Genomic DNA, 16,793 nt, shown 5'->3' on the forward strand with positions numbered 1-16,793 from the left:
GCGCGTTGATAGTGCGCAGGCATCGTTCCCTTCACGCCTGGCTGAGCGGGCGGTGCTTGACCAGTTTAGCGGTCGAACCGCGAGCGTCATAAAGCGTAGGGATTTCACCACCATTGAGGATGCGCAACTGGTTGGCCGTAGCGGCCTGCTGCATCTGGATGGATTGGCCGATTCGAGCGTTGGCGGCCTGGCACTGGCTGAGCAAGTCAGTGAGCGCTGCGCTCTGGGATAACAGCTGATCGCCGATCGATGATTGAGTCGCCAGCTGCTCAAGGCCGCTATTGTCGGCGGGCAGGTTGAGGCTGGCGAGAATCTCGCTGCGCTTGCGGCCATGCTGATCGAGCAAAATGATCAATGCCTGTTTCTGCGCCAGAATATTTTCCAGCAGGGGCATGTCGCGACCGTGCAGTGCCAGGGATTCGGTCTGCAGCAGTTCCAGCAATTGTTGCGCTGGAGCGAAGTCGTCGTTGATCAGTTGCAATAAATGAGTGTCGTGCATGGCTGGCCTTGGGTCTTGAGCGTCCAAAAGCCTGGCGCAGGCGGCGGCCTAGCGCTGGGCTTCGAAGTTGAGCAGTTTGCTGGCTACACGGTTGCTGTCGACTTGGTAGCTGCCATCGGCAATTGCTGCTTTCAACTGCGCCACGCGGGCGTTGTCGACGACAGGTTGATCGCGCAGCTTATCAGTGACCTTTTGCAACTGCTGAGCCTCATTGCTGAGGTGTACCGACTCCCCGTTGCTGACAGTAGCTTTTTCGGCTGGCTTGGATTTGTCGACTTCGACGGTTTCCTTGCTGGCGCTGGTACGTGTGGTGCCTGTCGTGGGCGAAGAGCTGTTTAGACGGTTGAAATCGATGACCATGGTAAAAAACCTCTGGGTATTTGGACGCTTGCCATGTTTTCGGCCATTCCCAAATAAACTTTAGGCTCATTTATCAAATGAACGTGCGCACGTCTGCGCTTGCCTTTGCGTAAGGCACAGTCTAGGGAACACCGAGGTCAAGCGCCAGCCTGTCACCCTCCTTACATAGCCACTTCCACCTGGCCCGGCGCGATCACTTGCGCCTTGATGACCCGTTGGGAGTTGAGGTTTTTCACACGAATCTGTTCACGCATGCCGCCATTGGACAGGGCTTCGCCGGGCATCCGCACGGCCAGGGTGCCGCTGCGCGCGGTGATCACGACCTGATCGCCCTTGCGGACCACTTCGGCTTGTTCCAGGTGCACGAGGGTAACGACCTGATCAGTGACCATTGGTCGGACAAGCTTCTGCCCGATGGCCTGATCGACGGAGGTCAGGAAACCCTGGGTAATCTGGCTGACATCACGCTCACGCAGCACCACATCCTGAGGCTCGACAATCCCGGCGCGCTTGAGCGGGCGAGTAGTGGTGACAATCTCGCGAAACAGGCGCACTTGAGCGGGCACGAACACCGTCCAGGGCGCGGCGCTGTCACAACGAACCTTCACTGTGACGCGGCCCAGGGGCCTGGCCGGACTCTCCAGCGAGGCAGTCAATTCCTTGTCGCACATCGGCATCCGCAGGCGCGGGTCGAGCTGGTTGACTTCGATCTCGTAACGCCCTTCGGTTTGACTGGTTGCCAGATAGTCTTCTACGGTGAACTCAAGAAAGCCCTGAGTGACGCCGATAAGGAGATCAGGCAAGGTGACCGCAGCAGCACCAAGGGCAGGACCGCCCGAAGCGAGCAGGCAGGCAGCCAGCAACGCACCGAGCCAGTGGCGGCAGAGAGTGGTCAGGCGTCGAGAAAATGTCGTTTGTGCGTTCATGCCGGTTCAATAGCAAGCCCCGTGCCGTTTAGTGATGAATGCGCGTCGGACACATTAGCGTTAGGTAGGAGTCAGGGCATGGCGGGAGTGATGGATTCGGTAAACCAGCGCACACAGCTGGTCGGTCAGAATCGCCTGGAGCTGTTGTTGTTCCGTCTCGATGGCCAACAACTGTATGGGATCAACGTATTCAAGGTCCGCGAAGTGCTGCAATGCCCTAAGCTGACCCTGATGCCGAAGTCCAGTCCCGTCGTGTGCGGTGTGGCGAATATCCGGGGAGCGACCATCCCGATTCTCGACCTGGCAATGGCAACCGGTTCCGGCCGGCTGCTGGACCAGAGCAACCCATTCGTGATCATCACCGAGTACAACACCAAGACCCAAGGGTTCCTGGTGCGATCGGTGGAGCGCATCGTCAACATGAACTGGGAGGAGATCCACCCGCCGCCCAAGGGCACTGGCCGCGACCACTACCTGACGGCGGTGACGCGAGTCGACAACCAGCTGGTGGAAATCATCGACGTGGAGAAGATCCTCGCCGAAGTGGCGCCGACCCCGGAGGCGATCTCTGTCGGTGTGGTGGACGAAGAGACCCAGCACAAGGCGATTTCGCTGCGTGTGCTGACCGTCGACGATTCATCGGTGGCACGCAAGCAGGTCACCCGTTGTCTACAAACGATCGGCGTCGAAGTGGTCGCCCTGAACGACGGACGGCAAGCGCTGGATTACCTGCGCAAGCTGGTCGAAGAGGGCAAGAAACCGGAAGAAGAATTCCTGATGATGATCTCCGACATCGAGATGCCGGAGATGGACGGATACACGCTGACATCGGAAATTCGCAGCGACCCGCGTATGCAAAAGCTGCACATCATCTTGCATACTTCATTGTCCGGGGTGTTCAACCAGGCGATGGTCAAGAAGGTCGGTGCCGATGACTTCCTGGCCAAGTTCCGCCCCGACGACCTGGCTTCCCGGGTGGTCGAACGCATCAAGTCAGCAGATTAAAAGGTCGGGCGCGTTGTGCGCCCGGCAAGTCAATACAGAGAAAAGAGGCGGTATCTTGTCTACGGGTAATTTGGATTTCGAACAGTTCCGGGTCTTCCTGGAAAAAGCCTGTGGCATCTTGCTTGGTGAAAACAAGCAATACCTGGTGTCTAGCCGTCTCAATAAATTGATGGAACAGCAGGGCATCAAATCATTGGGCGAACTGGTCCAGCGTATCCAGACCCAGCCACGCAGCGGTTTGCGCGAAATGGTAGTGGACGCCATGACCACCAACGAAACCCTGTGGTTTCGTGACACCTATCCCTTCGAAGTATTGAAGAACAGGGTTTTGCCGGCGGCCATCAAGGCCAGCCCGGGCCAACGCCTGCGCATCTGGTCGGCGGCCTGTTCGTCGGGGCAGGAACCTTATTCGCTGTCGATGTCCATCGACGAGTTCGAGCGGACCAACATCGGCCAGTTGAAGATGGGCGTACAAATCGTCGCCACCGATCTGTCGGGGACCATGCTCAACAACTGCAAGACCGGCGAGTACGACAGCCTGGCCATTGGCCGTGGTCTGTCGCCTGATCGCCTGCAACGTTACTTCGATCCGAAAGGGCCGGGCAGATGGGTGGTCAAGGCGCCCATCAAGAGCCGCGTGGAGTTCCGCTCGTTCAACCTGCTGGACAGCTACGCCAGCCTGGGCAAGTTCGACATCGTGTTCTGCCGCAACGTGTTGATCTATTTCTCCGCCGAAGTGAAGAAGGACATCCTGCTGCGTATCCACAGCACCCTGAAGCCGGGCGGCTATCTGTTCCTTGGCGCGTCCGAGGCATTGAACGGCTTGCCGGATCATTACCAGATGGTTCAGTGCAGCCCTGGAATCATCTATCAGGCGAAGTGATGGGTGTGCGGCGGGTCGGACGTTTACTCGTTGGATAAATCCGCCAACGGATGCCGCCCCTCCCATGCCTTGTGGAAATGCGCCTCGACTGCGGCTTCGGGCACATGGTTGATGTCAGGCCAGTGCCAGCGGGGCTTGTGATCCTTGTCGATCAACCGCGCCCGTACGCCTTCGCTGAATTCCGGATGGCGGCAGCAGTTCAGGCTCAGGGTGTATTCCATGCGGAACACTCCGGCCAATGACAAATGGCGCGCGCGGCTGATCTGCTCCCAGACCAGGTGCGCCGTCAGCGGCGAGCCTTCGGTCATGGTCTTGGCCGCCCGGGCGATCAGCGGGTCCGGATGGTCCAGCAGCAAGCTGAGGGCTTTCCAGGCGCAGCGCACATCACTGACATCCAGCCATTCGTCGATTTTCTGCCGGCGCGGCAACCATTGCGCGTCCGGTAACTGACCAACGGCTTCCTGCTCCAACGCCTTGAGCAGGCTGTTGAGCTGCATCTGGGTTTGCTCCTGCCAGTTGAGCTGCAGAAGACCCTCGATCAAATCGTCCTGTTGCTCATCGAGCAGGAAGCGGTCGGCCAGGCCCAGGTCAATGGCGTCTCGGGCGTTCATGTGGGCGCCAGTCAGGCCGAGGAACAGGCCAAGCTTGCCCGGCAGGCGCGACAGGAACCAGCTGGCGCCAACATCTGGATACAGGCCGATGCTGATTTCCGGCATTGCCAGGCGACTGCTTGGCGTGACGATCCGCGTACTGGCGCCTTGCAGCAGACCCATGCCGCCGCCAAGCACATAGCCATGGCCCCAGCACAACAAGGGCTTGGGGTAGGTATGCAGATTGAAATCCAGCCGGTATTCCGCCGCGAAAAATTGCGCAGCCAGTGTCGGCACTTCGCCGGGTTGGGCGCGGCAGGCTTCCACCAGGCTACGGACTTCGCCGCCGGCGCAGAAGGCCTTGGCGCCGTTGCCGCGCAACAATACACAGACAATCTGCGGCTCTCTGGCCCAAGCGTCGAGGCGATCGCGCAAGGCGTTGATCATGGGCAGGGACAGGGCGTTCAAGAATTTTTCGGCGTCCAGGGTGGCGATGCCCAGGCGCGCTCCGTTGATGCCGGTGAGTTCTTCGAAGTGCAGATTCATCGTGACCTCGATCAGAAAATTGAATGATCAGTATGACTGCTGTGTGGGAAAGTGCCGGATCAGCGTCAGATCAATTGACAAGCTCTGTAGGCTTTCCTAGGGTGCGCCCATTGTTTTTTTCGAGTGCAACCATGACTGCCGACGATCGTATCAAACTCGAACCGAGCTGGAAGCAGGCACTGCGTGCCGAGTTCGACCAGCCCTACATGGCCGAGTTGCGCGAGTTCCTGCGCGGGGAATATGCGGCGGGTAAGGAGATTTATCCACCGGCCCCGCTGATCTTCAATGCGCTCAACTCCACGCCGCTGGACGAGGTCAAAGTGGTGATACTGGGCCAGGATCCGTATCACGGTCCGGGCCAAGCCCACGGCCTGTGCTTTTCAGTACAGCCGGGCGTGCCGACACCGCCGTCGCTGGTGAACATCTACAAGGAATTGAAGCGCGACCTGAACATCGACATTCCCAACCATGGCTATTTGCAGCATTGGGCTGACCAAGGCGTGTTGCTGCTCAACACTACCCTGACCGTGGAGCGCGCCAACGCCAATGCCCACGCCAAAAAAGGCTGGCAGCACTTTACCGATAAGGTCATCGAAGTGGTCAGCGAGCATCAGCCTCACTCGGTGTTCCTGCTGTGGGGCGCTCATGCGCAGAGCAAGCAGAAGCTGATCGATGCAACCAAGCACCTGATATTGACCTCGGTCCACCCGTCACCGCTGTCGGCCCATCGCGGCTTCATCGGCTGCGGGCATTTCAGCCGGACCAACAAGTTTCTTGAACACAATGGTGAGAAGCCGATCGACTGGCGATTGCCGCCGGTCTGAGTGGCAGGCCGAAAAAGCCCGTCGGACGATCAGACCGAATCGGGCTTGCGAGTCCAATACCTGAATAATGGCTCCGCCAGAAACAGCACGAACAACAGCCGCATGACTTGCAATGCTGTCACCAACGGCACCGATAACTGTAGCGTTTCCGCCGTCAGGCTCATCTCCGCGATGCCGCCGGGCATCATGCCCAGGGTCAGCGAACGCAGGTCCAGGTGAGTGAGAGTACTCAGGCCGAGGGCTGCGAGGGTGGCGATGAGCATCGTCAACACCGTGCCGATCAAGGTGCGACCCATGAACGACGGTGCCCGGCGGAAGAACTGCCGGTTGAAATGACAGCCCAGGCCGCTGCCGATCAGCCATTGGCCGATCTGGCTGCCGCCATCGGGCAGGCCGATGTGCAAATCCCAACCGATGCTCACCGCCGCGCTGACCAGCAGCGGCCCGAACAGCCAGGGGTTGGGTTGGCGCAAGCGTTCCCAGGCCCAGGCGAGCAGGGCGCCCGCCGGGAACAGGATCGCCAGCCACAACCAATCCACCGTGGCGGCATGGTGCAGCGGGGTGCCTTCGCCCAGCAGATATTTGAACGCGGCCGGCACGCACAGCACCACCACCAGAACGCGCAGGCTCTGGCCCGCGGCGACATGGCTGAGCATGGCGCCATTGCGGGCGCCGAGGTTGACCATCTCGCCGGAACCGCCCGGCATGCTCGAGAAGAACGCGGTGGCGCGGTCTTCGCCAGTGCGGCGCATCAGCCACACGCTCACCACGCTGGACACGCTGGTAATCAGCGCGCCGAAGAAGATCAGGCCGAAGTGGCTGAGGACTTGTTCCATCACCACCGGCGTAAAATGCAGGCCGATACCGATGCCCACCACCCATTGGCCGCATTTGCGGCCGCCGGGGATTTCCATCAGTTGCCAGGGAGTGAGACAGCGCACCAGGATGATCGCCAACAGCGAGCCGACCATCCAGGGCAAGGGCCAGCCGATCAGGCTGGCCAGGTAACCGCCGGCCAGGCCGACCAGCGGTGTTCCCCACCATTGTCTGAAGGTTGGCGCCTCAGACATTGGCCAGGGCACGACGCTGGGCGCTGCGACGACGCCAGATGCGCAGCAGTGGCAAGAACAACATGATCGCCGTGAGGATCCAGCAACCGAAGGTGATCGGACTCGACCAGAGGATTTCCAGCGCACCGTTGGAGATCGACAGCGCACGGCGCAGGTTCTGCTCCATCAGGCCACCAAGGATGAAGCCCAGCAGGACGGGCGACAGCGGGAAGTCCAACTTGCGCAGGATGTAGCCGAAGATGCCGATACCGATCATCAGGAACAGATCGAACGTGGTGGCGTGCACCGCGTAGACACCGATCCCAGTGATGATCGCGATGACCGGCACCAGCGCCCAGTTCGGCACGGCCAGGATGCGCGTGAAGATGCGGATCATCGGGATGTTGAGGATCACCAGCATGATGTTGGCGACGAACAACGAGGCGATCAGGCCCCAGACGATGTCCGGCTGTTGCTGGAACAGCAGCGGGCCGGGCGTGATGTTGTACAGCGACAGCGCGCCGATCATCACCGCCGTGGTGCCCGAGCCGGGAACGCCGAGGGTCAGCATCGGCACGAGTGCGCCGCAGGCTGCGCCGCCGATGGCGGTTTCCGGGGCCGCGAGGCCACGCTTGTCGCCTTGGCCGAACGTGCCACTGGTTCCGGCGATGCGTTTTTCAGTCATGTAGGCCACGGCACTGGCCAGGGTCGCGCCCGCGCCAGGCAATACGCCCATGATGAAACCGAGCACGCCGCAGCGGATGTTCACCCAGAACACCGAGGCCGCTTCCTTGAAGTTGAACATCATTCGCCCGGTGGCCTCCACCGCTTCCTGGCCGCGATGGGTTTTTTCCAGCAGCAACAGGATTTCGCTGATGGAGAACAGGCCCAGCACCAGCACGACGAATTGGATACCGTCGGTCAAATGGATGTTGTCACCGGTGAAACGGTACACGCCGCTGTTGGCATCGATCCCAACGGCGGACAGGAATAACCCGATCAGCGCGGCAATGAAGGTCTTGAGCGGTCGATCGCCGGCCATGCCGCCGAGGCAGACAATGGCAAACACCATCAGGACGAAATATTCCGCCGGTCCGAAGGCAATCGCCCATTTGGCCAGCAGTGGAGCAAACAGCACCATGCCGCAGGTGGCGATGAACGCGCCGATGAACGAGCTCCAGGCCGACAGCGACAAAGCCACCCCAGCCAGGCCTTGGCGGGCCATTGGGTAACCGTCAAGCGTAGTCATTACGGTGGACGCTTCGCCCGGGATGTTCAGCAGGATCGAGCTGATACGTCCGCCGTATTCGCAACCCAGGTAGACCGCCGCCAGCAGGATCAGCGCCGATTCCGGTGGCAGGCCCAAGGCGAAGGCGATCGGGATCAGCAGCGCCACGCCGTTGATCGGGCCCAGGCCCGGCAGCAGCCCGACCACAGTTCCGATCAGCGTGCCGCTCAACGCGGTGACGAGGTTATACGGCGTCAGCGCAACGCCAAAACCCTGGCCTAGATAATTCAGGGTATCCATATCAATTCTCCAGGACGTCGAGCAGGCCCAGGGGCAGCGGCACGTCCATCAGCTTGTCGAACAACAGATAAAGACCGATGGCCATCAGGCTGATGATCACCGCGCTCGGTACCCAGCGACCGCCATACAGGCGCGCCATCGGCACACCAATCAGAATGCTGGCGACAATGAAGCCCAGGGGCTCGAAGGTGCCGGCGAAGACCAGCAGGAGTAACACGCAGATGCCGATTTTCTGCAGGGTTTCGCGGTCCAGTTGCGGGTCGTCGTCGCTGTGCACAACGGGCGTAGGGCGAAACAGCATGTACAGCAGCGCCAGGCCCATCAGTCCCAGGATCAATAATGGAAAGGCGCGCGGGCCGACCGGTTCGTAGGAAAAGGCGGCCTGATAGGGCCAAGCCATCAGTGCCAGGCCGATACAGATCAGCAGCAGCACCGCGGCAAAAATACGTTGGATGGTGAGCATGACTAACTCCTGGGCGGCGCGGCCATAGTGCCAGCGCCGCCGCGAGAACAGAGACGGTTACTGGATCAGGCCGAACTCTTTGGCCAGCACCTTGTAATCAGCCACTTGCTTCTTCACGTAGGTGTCCAGTTCCGGACCAGTCATGGCAAACGGGAACAGCTCGCGCTGGTCACGCAGCTTGGCGAATTCTTCGGAAGCCAACAGTTTGTCGAAGGCATCTTTCCACCAAGCGTAGTCTTCATCGCTGACCTTCGGCCCGAGGTAGAAGCCGCGAACCACCGGCCAGACAATGTCGTAGCCTTGTTCCTTGGCGGTCGGAATATCTTTCATCTCCGGCTCTTCGATGCGTTTCTCGGCAAACACGGCGAGCAGGCGCATGTCGCCGCTCTGGATGTGCGGCATGGAGTCGGAAATGTCGGTACTGCCTACCTGGATGTGCCCACCGAGCAGTGCGGTGGCGATTTCGCCGCCCCCTTCGAGGGCTACGTAACGCAGGTCGCGAGGGTTGATACCGGCGGCCTTGGCGATCAGCGCGGTTTGCATCCAGTCCTGGCTGCCGACGGTGCCGCCGGAACCGATCACCACGGAGCCTGGGTCTTTCTTCAGGGCCTGTACCAGATCGTCGAGATTCTTGTAGGGCGAATCGCTTTTCACCGCGATGGCGCCGTAGCTGGTGCCCACGGCAGCGAGCCAACGTACTGCGCTTTCATCGAAGCGACCGAACTTGCCTTGTGCCAGGTTCAGCAGCGAGCCGCTGGACCAGGCCACCAGCGTACCGGCATCGGCCGGGCGCTGGGCAACCACCGCGTTGTAGGCCACTGCGCCGACACCGCCGGGCATGTAGGTGACGCGCATCGGCTTGGTCAGCAGCTTCTGATTGACCAGCGCGCTTTGCACCAGCTTGCACGTCAGGTCAAAACCGCCGCCGGGGGACGCCGGTGCGATGCACTCAGGGCGCTTGGGCTCGGCGAGCAGTTGCCCGGCGAACATCAGGCATCCGGCGGCCAGGGCTACTTTACGCAGTGATAGGTTCATTTTTTGTCTCCACAGGAGTTGTTGTTTTGTGTTGTAAATCAAGTAATGCCAGGGCGTGACGCCGTGCTGGTCCATGCGGCTGATCAACCGCGCGACAGCTCAAGCCGCACAGCCGCACCGTGACGTCGATGAAAAATCGGCGCGCGAGACGGCACAGGCAAGGGTAGTCTGGGCAAGGCGAGAAAGGCGGGTGGGCGGTGAAACCTGGAGCTGCATGAACAGCATGGTGAATACTCCGCTTATTGTTTTTATTCGGCGAAAACGCTTCGGGGCGTTTTTCGTTCGCAAGGTGTGTCGCGACCGGCAGTCGAAACTGTCCGTGGGAGGACTCTAACGGGCCAACCTTTCGCGAACCTTTCAAAAGGTTTCAGGATGTTTTTTGACTCCACAGTGGCGAATGCGGCTGTAAACTCCGCGCCAAAGAATGGCCCCGACCATCCCTGAATCGAGGAAAATCCCATGCGTGTCCTGCTCGTCGAAGACCATCTGCAGCTCGCTGAAAGTGTTGCCCAGGCCCTCAAGAGCACGGGGTTGACGGTGGATGTGCTGCACGATGGGGTAGCCGCCGACCTAGCGTTGAGCAGCGAGGAATACGCCGTGGCGGTCCTTGATGTGGGGTTGCCGCGCATGGACGGATTCGAAGTGCTGGCGCGCTTGCGAGCGCGGGGCAAGACCTTGCCGGTGCTGATGTTGACCGCTCGCAGCGATGTCAAGGACCGCGTCCACGGGCTGAACCTCGGCGCCGACGATTACCTGGCCAAGCCCTTCGAACTCACGGAGCTCGAAGCCCGGGTCAAGGCGTTGCTGCGCCGTAGCGTGCTGGGTGGCGAGCGCCAGCAGCGATGCGGAGGACTGGTCTACGACCTCGACACCCGCCGCTTCACCCTCGACGACGAACTCATGACATTGACCTCCCGTGAGCAGGCCGTGCTGGAGGCGTTGATCGCCCGGCCCGGTCGGGTGATGAGCAAGGAGCAGTTGGCGGCCCAAGTGTTTGGCCTGGATGAAGAGGCGAGCCCCGATGCCATCGAAATCTACGTGCACCGTCTACGCAAGAAACTCGACGGCCATGCGGTGGCAATCGTGACGTTCCGGGGGTTGGGTTATCTGTTGGAAACCCGCGATGCATAAGCCGGACAGCCTGCGTTGGCGGCTGCTGCGCAACCTGGCATCGCTGTTGGTGGTACTGATGCTCGCCAGCGGCCTGAGCGCCTATTGGAACGGTCGTGAAGCAGCCGATACCGCCTACGACCGCACCTTGCTGGCTTCGGCCCGGACCATCGCTGCTGGCCTTTCGCAGCGAGACGGCACGCTCAGCGCCGATGTGCCTTACGTGGCCTTGGATACCTTCGCCTATGACAGCGCCGGACGGATCTACTACCAGGTCAACGACATCCACCAGAAGCTGATTTCAGGCTACGAGAATCTTCCCGGTCCGCCGCCCGGTACGCCGCGCACCGATGACTATCCCGCGCTGGCACGTTTCTACAACGCTCGATATGAAGGCCAGAATGTGCGAGTGGTGAGCCTGCTCAAGGCCGTGAGCGAGCCGGAGATGAATGGCATGGCGGAAATTCGCGTGGCGGAAACCGAAGAGGCGCGGGTCAGCATGGCCCGGAGCCTGATGGCCGATACGCTGTTGCGGTTAGGCATGCTCGCCGTGGGTGCGCTGCTGTTGGTGTGGTTCGCCGTCAGTGCCGCGCTGCGTCCGCTGGAACGCTTGCGCACGGCAGTGGAGGAGCGTCAGCCGGACGACTTGCGACCTTTGCCGCTGGTAGAGGTCCAGCATGAGCTGTGGCCGCTGGTGAGGGCCCTCAATCATTTCACCGAACGCTTGCGCGGCCAGTTCGAACGTCAGGCGCAGTTCATTGCCGATGCCGCCCATGAGTTGCGAACCCCCTTGGCCGCGCTCAAGGCGCGCCTGGAGTTGGGCTTGCGCTCCAGCGAGCCGGCAACGTGGCGCGAAACCCTGGAAAGCGCGGCCCAGGGCACCGACCGCCTGACCCATCTGGCGAATCAGCTGCTGTCGCTGGCCCGGGTGGAAAATGGTGCGAGGGCGATTGCCGAGGGCGGCGCGCAGTTGCTCGATCTCAGCCAATTGGCCCGTGAACTGGGCATGGCCATGGCGCCATTGGCCCATGCGCGTGGTGTCGCATTGGCCCTGGAAGCCGAGGAGCCTGTCTGGTTGCGGGGCGAACCGACGCTGCTGAACGAGCTGTTGAGCAATCTGGTAGACAACGCGCTGGCCCATACGCCTGCGGGCGGGAATGTGATCCTGCGCGTCGCCGCACCGGCGATACTCGAGGTCGAGGATGATGGCCCAGGCATTCCCCTGTATGAACGAGAGCGGGTGTTCGAGCGCTTCTATCGGCGCAACCAGCAAGTGGCCGGCTCCGGCTTGGGCTTGGCGATCGTCGGGGAAATCTGCCGGGCGCATTTGGCGCAGATCACCCTGCATGATGGGCAGGAGGGGGGATTGAAGGTGCGGGTGAGTTTTATTCCTGGCTCGGACTGAGTCCGAGCCGAAAGCCACATGAAGGTGTGGTGGTTGCAAAATTTGTCAGTAAAACATCGACCGCGCCTCTTCGATGTCTGCGCACCGGTCCTTGTTGTCCAGGTCCAGGCCCAGCTTCTTGACCGAGGGCACTCCAAACACGTCGATCCTGCCCAGCGGGTTGTCGGTGTCACGGTGGCAATACAGTGAGGCGACCTGCACCAGGTCGACGTAATCGAGCTGCCTGGAGTCCCGGCTGAAATCCAGATACTGGCCCGGCAGTTTTACCAGCCTCTCTGGAAACTCCCAGACACTGAGCAGCTTGTCCCCCAATACGGGATGAATCGACTCGATGACGTGGTTAAGGCTGACCGGGTCCGAAAGCAGCTCATTGTTGTCCTCGGCATACGTCAGGATCGGCAGGACGCCAATCTGGTGGACCAGCCCACCCAATGCAGCCTGGTCAGGCTTGAGATGGGTGTAGCTGCGGCACAGCGCATAACTGACGCCCGCGATCTCCAGGCTTTTGCGCCAGACTTCGCGCATCTTGTGTTCCACGACCTCGGAGCGGGCATGGAATATCTGTTCCATGACCAGGCCGATGGCCAAATTGCTGCTGTAGTTGACCCCCAGCCGCGTGATGGCCGTGTGCAAGTCGGTTACTTCTTGGGTAGCTCGCAGCAGCGGGCTGTTGACGACCTTGATCAGGCGCGCCGACAGAGCCGTGTCGCGGCCGATCACTTTGCTCAGGTTGCTGACGCTGATTTCCGGGTCTTCGGCGGCCCGGCGAATCTGCATGGCCACTTCCGGCAATGTTGGCAGGACCAAATCGTCATTATCGATGGCCGCCACCAAGTCCCGCTGGACCTTATCCGCCAAATCGCTCATTTCGTTTCTCTAGGTGCTGCGAAAAATGTTGCGATCAACGCTGGATTTCGCGGTCGCGGTCCAGTTCGTAAGGCAAGTCCAGCAAGTGTAGCGCGGGTCCTTCCAAAGCACCGAGGTGCAGATTGCCATCTTCTGCTGCTTCGGCCTGCAAAACCGCCAGCAGTTCTATATTTTGTTCGGCACGGGCAGCAATCACCACTTCGCCGATGGAGCTGCCGTGAGTGGGGGAAAATAGCGGGGTGCCAGACTCTGGCAATTCATTGGCCTCCAGTTGCAGGCGATACAGCCGGCGCTTGAGTTTGCCCAGGTACTGCATGCGCGCGACGATTTCCTGGCCGGTGTAGCAGCCTTTCTTGAAGCTCACGCCGCCAACGGCTTGCAGGTTGAGCATTTGCGGAATGAACAGTTCGCGGGTGGCCGGCATGACTTGGCCGATGCCCGCGCGAATCTGGCCCAGCAACCATTGGTTCAGGTCGCTTTCGGCCAGAAGCGCGCGCAGGCGGGTGCGCAGCGTATCGGCCTGTTCGGCGCGAGCCCAGAGCTCGGCGCGGCCGGGAGAGACGCGAATGGCGATCAACGACTCATGGCGTGCAACGCTGTCAGTGTCGACCGGCAGCTCCAGGCCCAGGTCGCTGAGCGCCGTGTCGGCGTTTTCCAGTCCGAAGCGGACCCAGGCTGCGCTTTCATCGGTGAGCTTGGATTTGGAAAATACAGCGTATTTCTTCAAGTCCGCCAGTTGCGGCTCCAGCAGTTCGGTGGCCATCGCCATCAAGACACCGTCACCTTCGAGCAGGATCCGGAAGCTCGATTGCATCCGGCCTTTCTGAGTGCACCGGGCACCCAGGCTGGCCCGGCTGTCGCCCAGGTAGTTGAGATTGCAAGTCAATTGGCCTTGCAGGAATTTGCCGGCATCCACGCCGCGGACCGCGAGTACGCCTTCGTGGGACAGGGTGCAGAAAAAAGCGGAATCAGCCATGGGTCATCGCAGGGTAAAAAAGTCTGGTGGACATCATAAGGGGGCGCCCTTGAAATGGGTAGTTTACAAAGGATTGGCGTCGCCCGACCAAAGCCGTCTGTTGCGCCACGGTCGGGCCTGTATACTTGCGCTCTATTTGAGGAGCGCTCCATGGTTGAAGATGTTGAACTGAATCGCCTCTACTGGCACAGCCGCCGCGGCATGCTTGAACTTGACGTGCTGCTGGTGCCGTTCGTGAAGGAGGTCTACCCACACCTCAATGACGTGGATCGTGCGTGCTACGTTCGCCTGCTCGAGTGCGAGGACCAGGATATGTTCGGCTGGTTCATGGAACGCAGTGAGTCCGAAGACCCGGAGCTGCAACGCATGGTCCGGATGATCCTGGACCGTGTCCAGCCCAAGTAATCGCTTCGAATGCCGCTGGCACGTCTCCGGGCAGTTGCTGGCGGCCTACCTGCTGGCCCAGGTGTTCGCCCTGGGTTCGTCGTTGCTGTTGACTGTCCCGCCCGTGTTCACTGCCGTTGGCGTCGTGCTTTGCATGTGCCACGGCGCCTGGGTATTGCCGCGATATGTATTGCTGACTCATCGCCAAGCCTTTCGTGGCTTGCGTCGTGATGCCGATGGCTGGCAGCTCTGGAGCGCCAGTGGCGGCTGGCAAGCGGTGCAGTTGCGGCCCGACAGCCTCGCGTTACCCTTGATCGTCGTGCTGCGCTTTCGCCTGCAGGGCGAGCGACGGGTCCGCTCATTGTGCGTGCCCCGTGACGCGCTGGCGCCGGATGTCCACCGGCGCCTGCGCGTGCGGCTCAAGTTCAGCCGGCGTAGGTGGGCGGCACCAGAATAGTGTCCAGCGCTTCCGGCAGCAGGTTCGGGTAGTCGAGCGTGTAGTGCAGGCCGCGACTTTCCTTGCGTTCCATGGCTGAGCGAATCATCAGCTCGGCCACTTGCGCCAGGTTGCGCAGTTCGATCAGGTCGCGGCTCACCTTGTAGTTGCTGTAGAACTCATCGATCTCATCGAGCAGCAAGCGCACCCGATGCTGGGCCCGTTGCAGGCGCTTGTTGGTGCGCACGATGCCAACGTAGTCCCACATGAAGCGCCGCAATTCATCCCAGTTGTGGGCAATGATCACGTCTTCATCCGAGTCGGTGACCTGGCTGGCGTCCCACGAGGGCAGGGCGGCGGGAACGGCGACAAGGGGTAACTGCTCAAGGATGTCTGCCGCTGCGGAGCGTGCATAGACAAAACACTCCAGCAGCGAGTTGCTGGCCATGCGGTTGGCGCCGTGCAGGCCGGTGAAACTGGTCTCGCCAATGGCGTACAGGCCAGGCACGTCGGTGCGGCCTTGCTGATCGACCATCACGCCACCGCAGGTGTAATGCGCTGCGGGCACCACCGGGATCGGCTGCTTGGTAATGTCGATGGAAAACTCGAGGCAGCGTTCGTACACCGTCGGGAAATGGCTCTTGATGAACGCTTCGGGTTTATGGCTGATGTCCAGGTAGACGCAGTCGATGCCCAGGCGCTTCATTTCATGGTCGATGGCCCGTGCAACGATGTCCCTTGGGGCCAATTCCGCACGAGGATCGAAGCGCTGCATGAAACGCTCCCCATTGGGTAGCTTCAGGTGAGCACCTTCACCACGCAGGGCCTCGGTCACCAGGAAACTCTTGGCCAACGGGTGATACAGGCAGGTCGGGTGAAATTGGTTGAATTCCAGGTTCGCCACCCGGCAACCCGAACGCCAGGCCATGGCAATACCGTCGCCGCAGGCGCCGTCGGGGTTGCTGGTGTACAGATAGACTTTCGCCGCGCCGCCGGAGGCCAGGATCACGAAGCGTGCGCCGTAGGTGTCGACTTCTCCGGTGCCTCGGTTGAGGACGTAGGCGCCCAGGCAGCGGTCGCCGTCCAGGCCCAGGCGTCTTTCGGTGATCAGGTCGATCGCGACTCGCTGTTCCAGCAATTCGACATTCGGGCGCTGCCGGGCCTGGGCCAGCAAGGTCTTGAAGATGGCCGCGCCGGTCGCGTCGGCCGCATGGATGATCCTCCGGTGGCTGTGGCCGCCCTCGCGGGTCAGGTGGAACTCAAATCCACCGTCTTCAGTACCGGACTGCTCGTCACGGGTGAAGGGCACGCCTTGGTCGATCAGCCATTGGATGGCCTGCTTGCTGTGCTCGACGGTGAATCGCACCGCGTCGGGATGGCACAGGCCGCCGCCCGCGTTAAGGGTGTCGTCGACATGGGACTCAATGGTATCGGTGTCATCCAGCACTGCGGCGACCCCGCCCTGGGCCCAGAAGGTCGAGCCGTTGGCCAGGTCGCCTTTGCTCAGCACTGCAATGCGCAAGTGCTCCGGCAGGGTCAGGGCGAGGCTCAAGCCGGCGGCACCGCTGCCGATTACCAGAACATCGTGTTGGAACTGTTGGCTCATTTGAAGTTTTCCGCTCAAGGCGACCCGGTTTCGGGGTTGGCACCAGACAACCGCTACATCGGGTCGGGAAGCCACGCAGCCCACTAGTATATAGAGGGGGGGACCGGCACAATAGCCGGGTGTTCATGGCAATATGGAACCAGTGGGGCGGGAAAAGCGACGCGCTTCGTCGCAAGACGGTTTTCCTGATGGACGACAAGGCGGCCGTTTCGTCGATTAAGCGCAGTTTATCTCGTCACGCAAGGCCAATGTTTGCTTCGGAGCTCTATAAATAGCGGGAACTTTTGCCAAGCGTCCACGT

Annotated in this window: 19 protein-coding genes; 8 read left to right on the forward strand and 11 right to left on the reverse strand. The window is 60.9% G+C overall.

Annotated features, from left to right (window positions below; translation table 11 throughout):
- Nucleotides 1-31 precede the first annotated feature (31 nt).
- The 3 genes from J3P82_RS07120 to flgA form a co-directional block, all read right to left on the reverse strand.
- A complete protein-coding gene (locus J3P82_RS07120) occupies nucleotides 32-499 on the reverse strand; it encodes a flagella synthesis protein FlgN (RefSeq protein ID WP_434561800.1) in 468 nt (155 codons plus the stop codon).
- A gap of 48 nt (nucleotides 500-547) precedes the next feature.
- A complete protein-coding gene (gene flgM / locus J3P82_RS07125) occupies nucleotides 548-859 on the reverse strand; it encodes a flagellar biosynthesis anti-sigma factor FlgM (RefSeq protein WP_434561802.1) in 312 nt (103 codons plus the stop codon).
- 161 nt (nucleotides 860-1,020) lie between these two features.
- Nucleotides 1,021-1,785 carry a flagellar basal body P-ring formation chaperone FlgA gene (gene flgA, locus J3P82_RS07130; RefSeq protein WP_434561804.1) on the reverse strand — a complete coding sequence of 255 codons (765 nt, stop codon included), beginning with the start codon at nucleotides 1,783-1,785 and terminating at the stop codon, nucleotides 1,021-1,023.
- Between the two features lie 78 nt (nucleotides 1,786-1,863).
- Between flgA and J3P82_RS07135 the strand changes: the two genes are divergently transcribed.
- Together J3P82_RS07135 and cheR are read left to right on the forward strand one after the other, a co-directional pair.
- Nucleotides 1,864-2,790 carry a chemotaxis protein CheV gene (locus tag J3P82_RS07135; protein ID WP_434561806.1) on the forward strand — a complete coding sequence of 309 codons (927 nt, stop codon included), beginning with the start codon at nucleotides 1,864-1,866 and terminating at the stop codon, nucleotides 2,788-2,790.
- Between the two features lie 55 nt (nucleotides 2,791-2,845).
- The gene (cheR, locus tag J3P82_RS07140; RefSeq protein ID WP_434561808.1) at nucleotides 2,846-3,673 is read left to right on the forward strand and encodes a protein-glutamate O-methyltransferase CheR; all 828 of its coding nucleotides are present in this window, start codon (nucleotides 2,846-2,848) and stop codon (nucleotides 3,671-3,673) included.
- Nucleotides 3,674-3,696: 23 nt separating this feature from the next.
- On the opposite strand, the gene J3P82_RS07145 is transcribed toward cheR, so the two are convergent.
- On the reverse strand, nucleotides 3,697-4,809 hold the full coding sequence (locus tag J3P82_RS07145) for an enoyl-CoA hydratase/isomerase family protein (protein WP_434561810.1): 1,113 nt from the start codon (nucleotides 4,807-4,809) through the stop codon (nucleotides 3,697-3,699).
- 131 nt (nucleotides 4,810-4,940) lie between these two features.
- On the opposite strand from J3P82_RS07145, the gene ung reads away from it, so the two are divergent.
- On the forward strand, nucleotides 4,941-5,633 hold the full coding sequence (ung, locus tag J3P82_RS07150) for a uracil-DNA glycosylase (protein WP_434561812.1): 693 nt from the start codon (nucleotides 4,941-4,943) through the stop codon (nucleotides 5,631-5,633).
- Between the two features lie 29 nt (nucleotides 5,634-5,662).
- On the opposite strand, the gene J3P82_RS07155 is transcribed toward ung, so the two are convergent.
- From J3P82_RS07155 to J3P82_RS07170, 4 genes are read right to left on the reverse strand one after another with little or no spacing between them, the layout of a single operon-like run.
- Nucleotides 5,663-6,703: an AbrB family transcriptional regulator gene (locus tag J3P82_RS07155; protein ID WP_434561814.1), complete on the reverse strand. Its 1,041-nt coding sequence runs from the start codon at nucleotides 6,701-6,703 to the stop codon at nucleotides 5,663-5,665.
- Nucleotides 6,696-8,210 (reverse strand): tripartite tricarboxylate transporter permease, encoded by a 1,515-nt coding sequence (locus tag J3P82_RS07160; RefSeq protein ID WP_434561816.1) that lies wholly within the window; start codon nucleotides 8,208-8,210, stop codon nucleotides 6,696-6,698. The genes J3P82_RS07155 and J3P82_RS07160 overlap by 8 nt, the downstream gene beginning before the upstream one ends.
- Before the next feature lies 1 nt (nucleotide 8,211).
- The gene (locus tag J3P82_RS07165) at nucleotides 8,212-8,673 is read right to left on the reverse strand and encodes a tripartite tricarboxylate transporter TctB family protein (RefSeq protein ID WP_434561818.1); all 462 of its coding nucleotides are present in this window, start codon (nucleotides 8,671-8,673) and stop codon (nucleotides 8,212-8,214) included.
- A gap of 57 nt (nucleotides 8,674-8,730) precedes the next feature.
- Nucleotides 8,731-9,708 (reverse strand): Bug family tripartite tricarboxylate transporter substrate binding protein, encoded by a 978-nt coding sequence (locus J3P82_RS07170; protein WP_434561820.1) that lies wholly within the window; start codon nucleotides 9,706-9,708, stop codon nucleotides 8,731-8,733.
- 73 nt (nucleotides 9,709-9,781) lie between these two features.
- On the opposite strand from J3P82_RS07170, the gene J3P82_RS07175 reads away from it, so the two are divergent.
- The 3 genes from J3P82_RS07175 to J3P82_RS07185 all read left to right on the forward strand — a co-directional run bounded on the left by J3P82_RS07175 (nucleotide 9,782) and on the right by J3P82_RS07185 (nucleotide 12,223).
- Complete coding sequence (locus J3P82_RS07175; RefSeq protein ID WP_434561822.1) at nucleotides 9,782-10,042, forward strand: hypothetical protein; 261 nt, start codon at nucleotides 9,782-9,784, stop codon at nucleotides 10,040-10,042.
- 125 nt (nucleotides 10,043-10,167) lie between these two features.
- Nucleotides 10,168-10,839, forward strand: coding sequence for a response regulator (locus J3P82_RS07180; RefSeq protein WP_186612242.1), 672 nt, complete (start codon nucleotides 10,168-10,170; stop codon nucleotides 10,837-10,839).
- On the forward strand, nucleotides 10,832-12,223 hold the full coding sequence (locus tag J3P82_RS07185) for a sensor histidine kinase (protein ID WP_434561824.1): 1,392 nt from the start codon (nucleotides 10,832-10,834) through the stop codon (nucleotides 12,221-12,223). The genes J3P82_RS07180 and J3P82_RS07185 overlap by 8 nt, the downstream gene beginning before the upstream one ends.
- Before the next feature lie 45 nt (nucleotides 12,224-12,268).
- Here the strand turns inward: J3P82_RS07185 and J3P82_RS07190 are convergent, their stop codons facing one another.
- The gene (locus tag J3P82_RS07190; protein WP_434561826.1) at nucleotides 12,269-13,090 is read right to left on the reverse strand and encodes an HDOD domain-containing protein; all 822 of its coding nucleotides are present in this window, start codon (nucleotides 13,088-13,090) and stop codon (nucleotides 12,269-12,271) included.
- A 34-nt stretch (nucleotides 13,091-13,124) separates the two neighbouring features.
- Nucleotides 13,125-14,066: a YgfZ/GcvT domain-containing protein gene (locus J3P82_RS07195; RefSeq protein ID WP_434561828.1), complete on the reverse strand. Its 942-nt coding sequence runs from the start codon at nucleotides 14,064-14,066 to the stop codon at nucleotides 13,125-13,127.
- 150 nt (nucleotides 14,067-14,216) lie between these two features.
- On the opposite strand from J3P82_RS07195, the gene J3P82_RS07200 reads away from it, so the two are divergent.
- Together J3P82_RS07200 and J3P82_RS07205 are read left to right on the forward strand one after the other, a co-directional pair.
- The gene (locus J3P82_RS07200; protein WP_007930227.1) at nucleotides 14,217-14,471 is read left to right on the forward strand and encodes a succinate dehydrogenase assembly factor 2; all 255 of its coding nucleotides are present in this window, start codon (nucleotides 14,217-14,219) and stop codon (nucleotides 14,469-14,471) included.
- Nucleotides 14,455-14,907, forward strand: a complete 453-nt coding sequence (locus J3P82_RS07205; protein WP_434561830.1) for a protein YgfX — start codon at nucleotides 14,455-14,457, stop codon at nucleotides 14,905-14,907. Before J3P82_RS07200 ends, J3P82_RS07205 begins: the two co-directional genes overlap by 17 nt.
- On the opposite strand, the gene nadB is transcribed toward J3P82_RS07205, so the two are convergent.
- The gene (nadB, locus tag J3P82_RS07210) at nucleotides 14,876-16,492 is read right to left on the reverse strand and encodes an L-aspartate oxidase (protein ID WP_434561832.1); all 1,617 of its coding nucleotides are present in this window, start codon (nucleotides 16,490-16,492) and stop codon (nucleotides 14,876-14,878) included. The two genes, J3P82_RS07205 and nadB, sit on opposite strands and share 32 nt — an antisense overlap.
- Nucleotides 16,493-16,793: the final 301 nt, after the last annotated feature.

The sequence above is a fragment of the Pseudomonas sp. Z4-20 genome (assembly GCF_051131955.1).
GTDB lineage: Bacteria > Pseudomonadota > Gammaproteobacteria > Pseudomonadales > Pseudomonadaceae > Aquipseudomonas > Aquipseudomonas marvdashtae.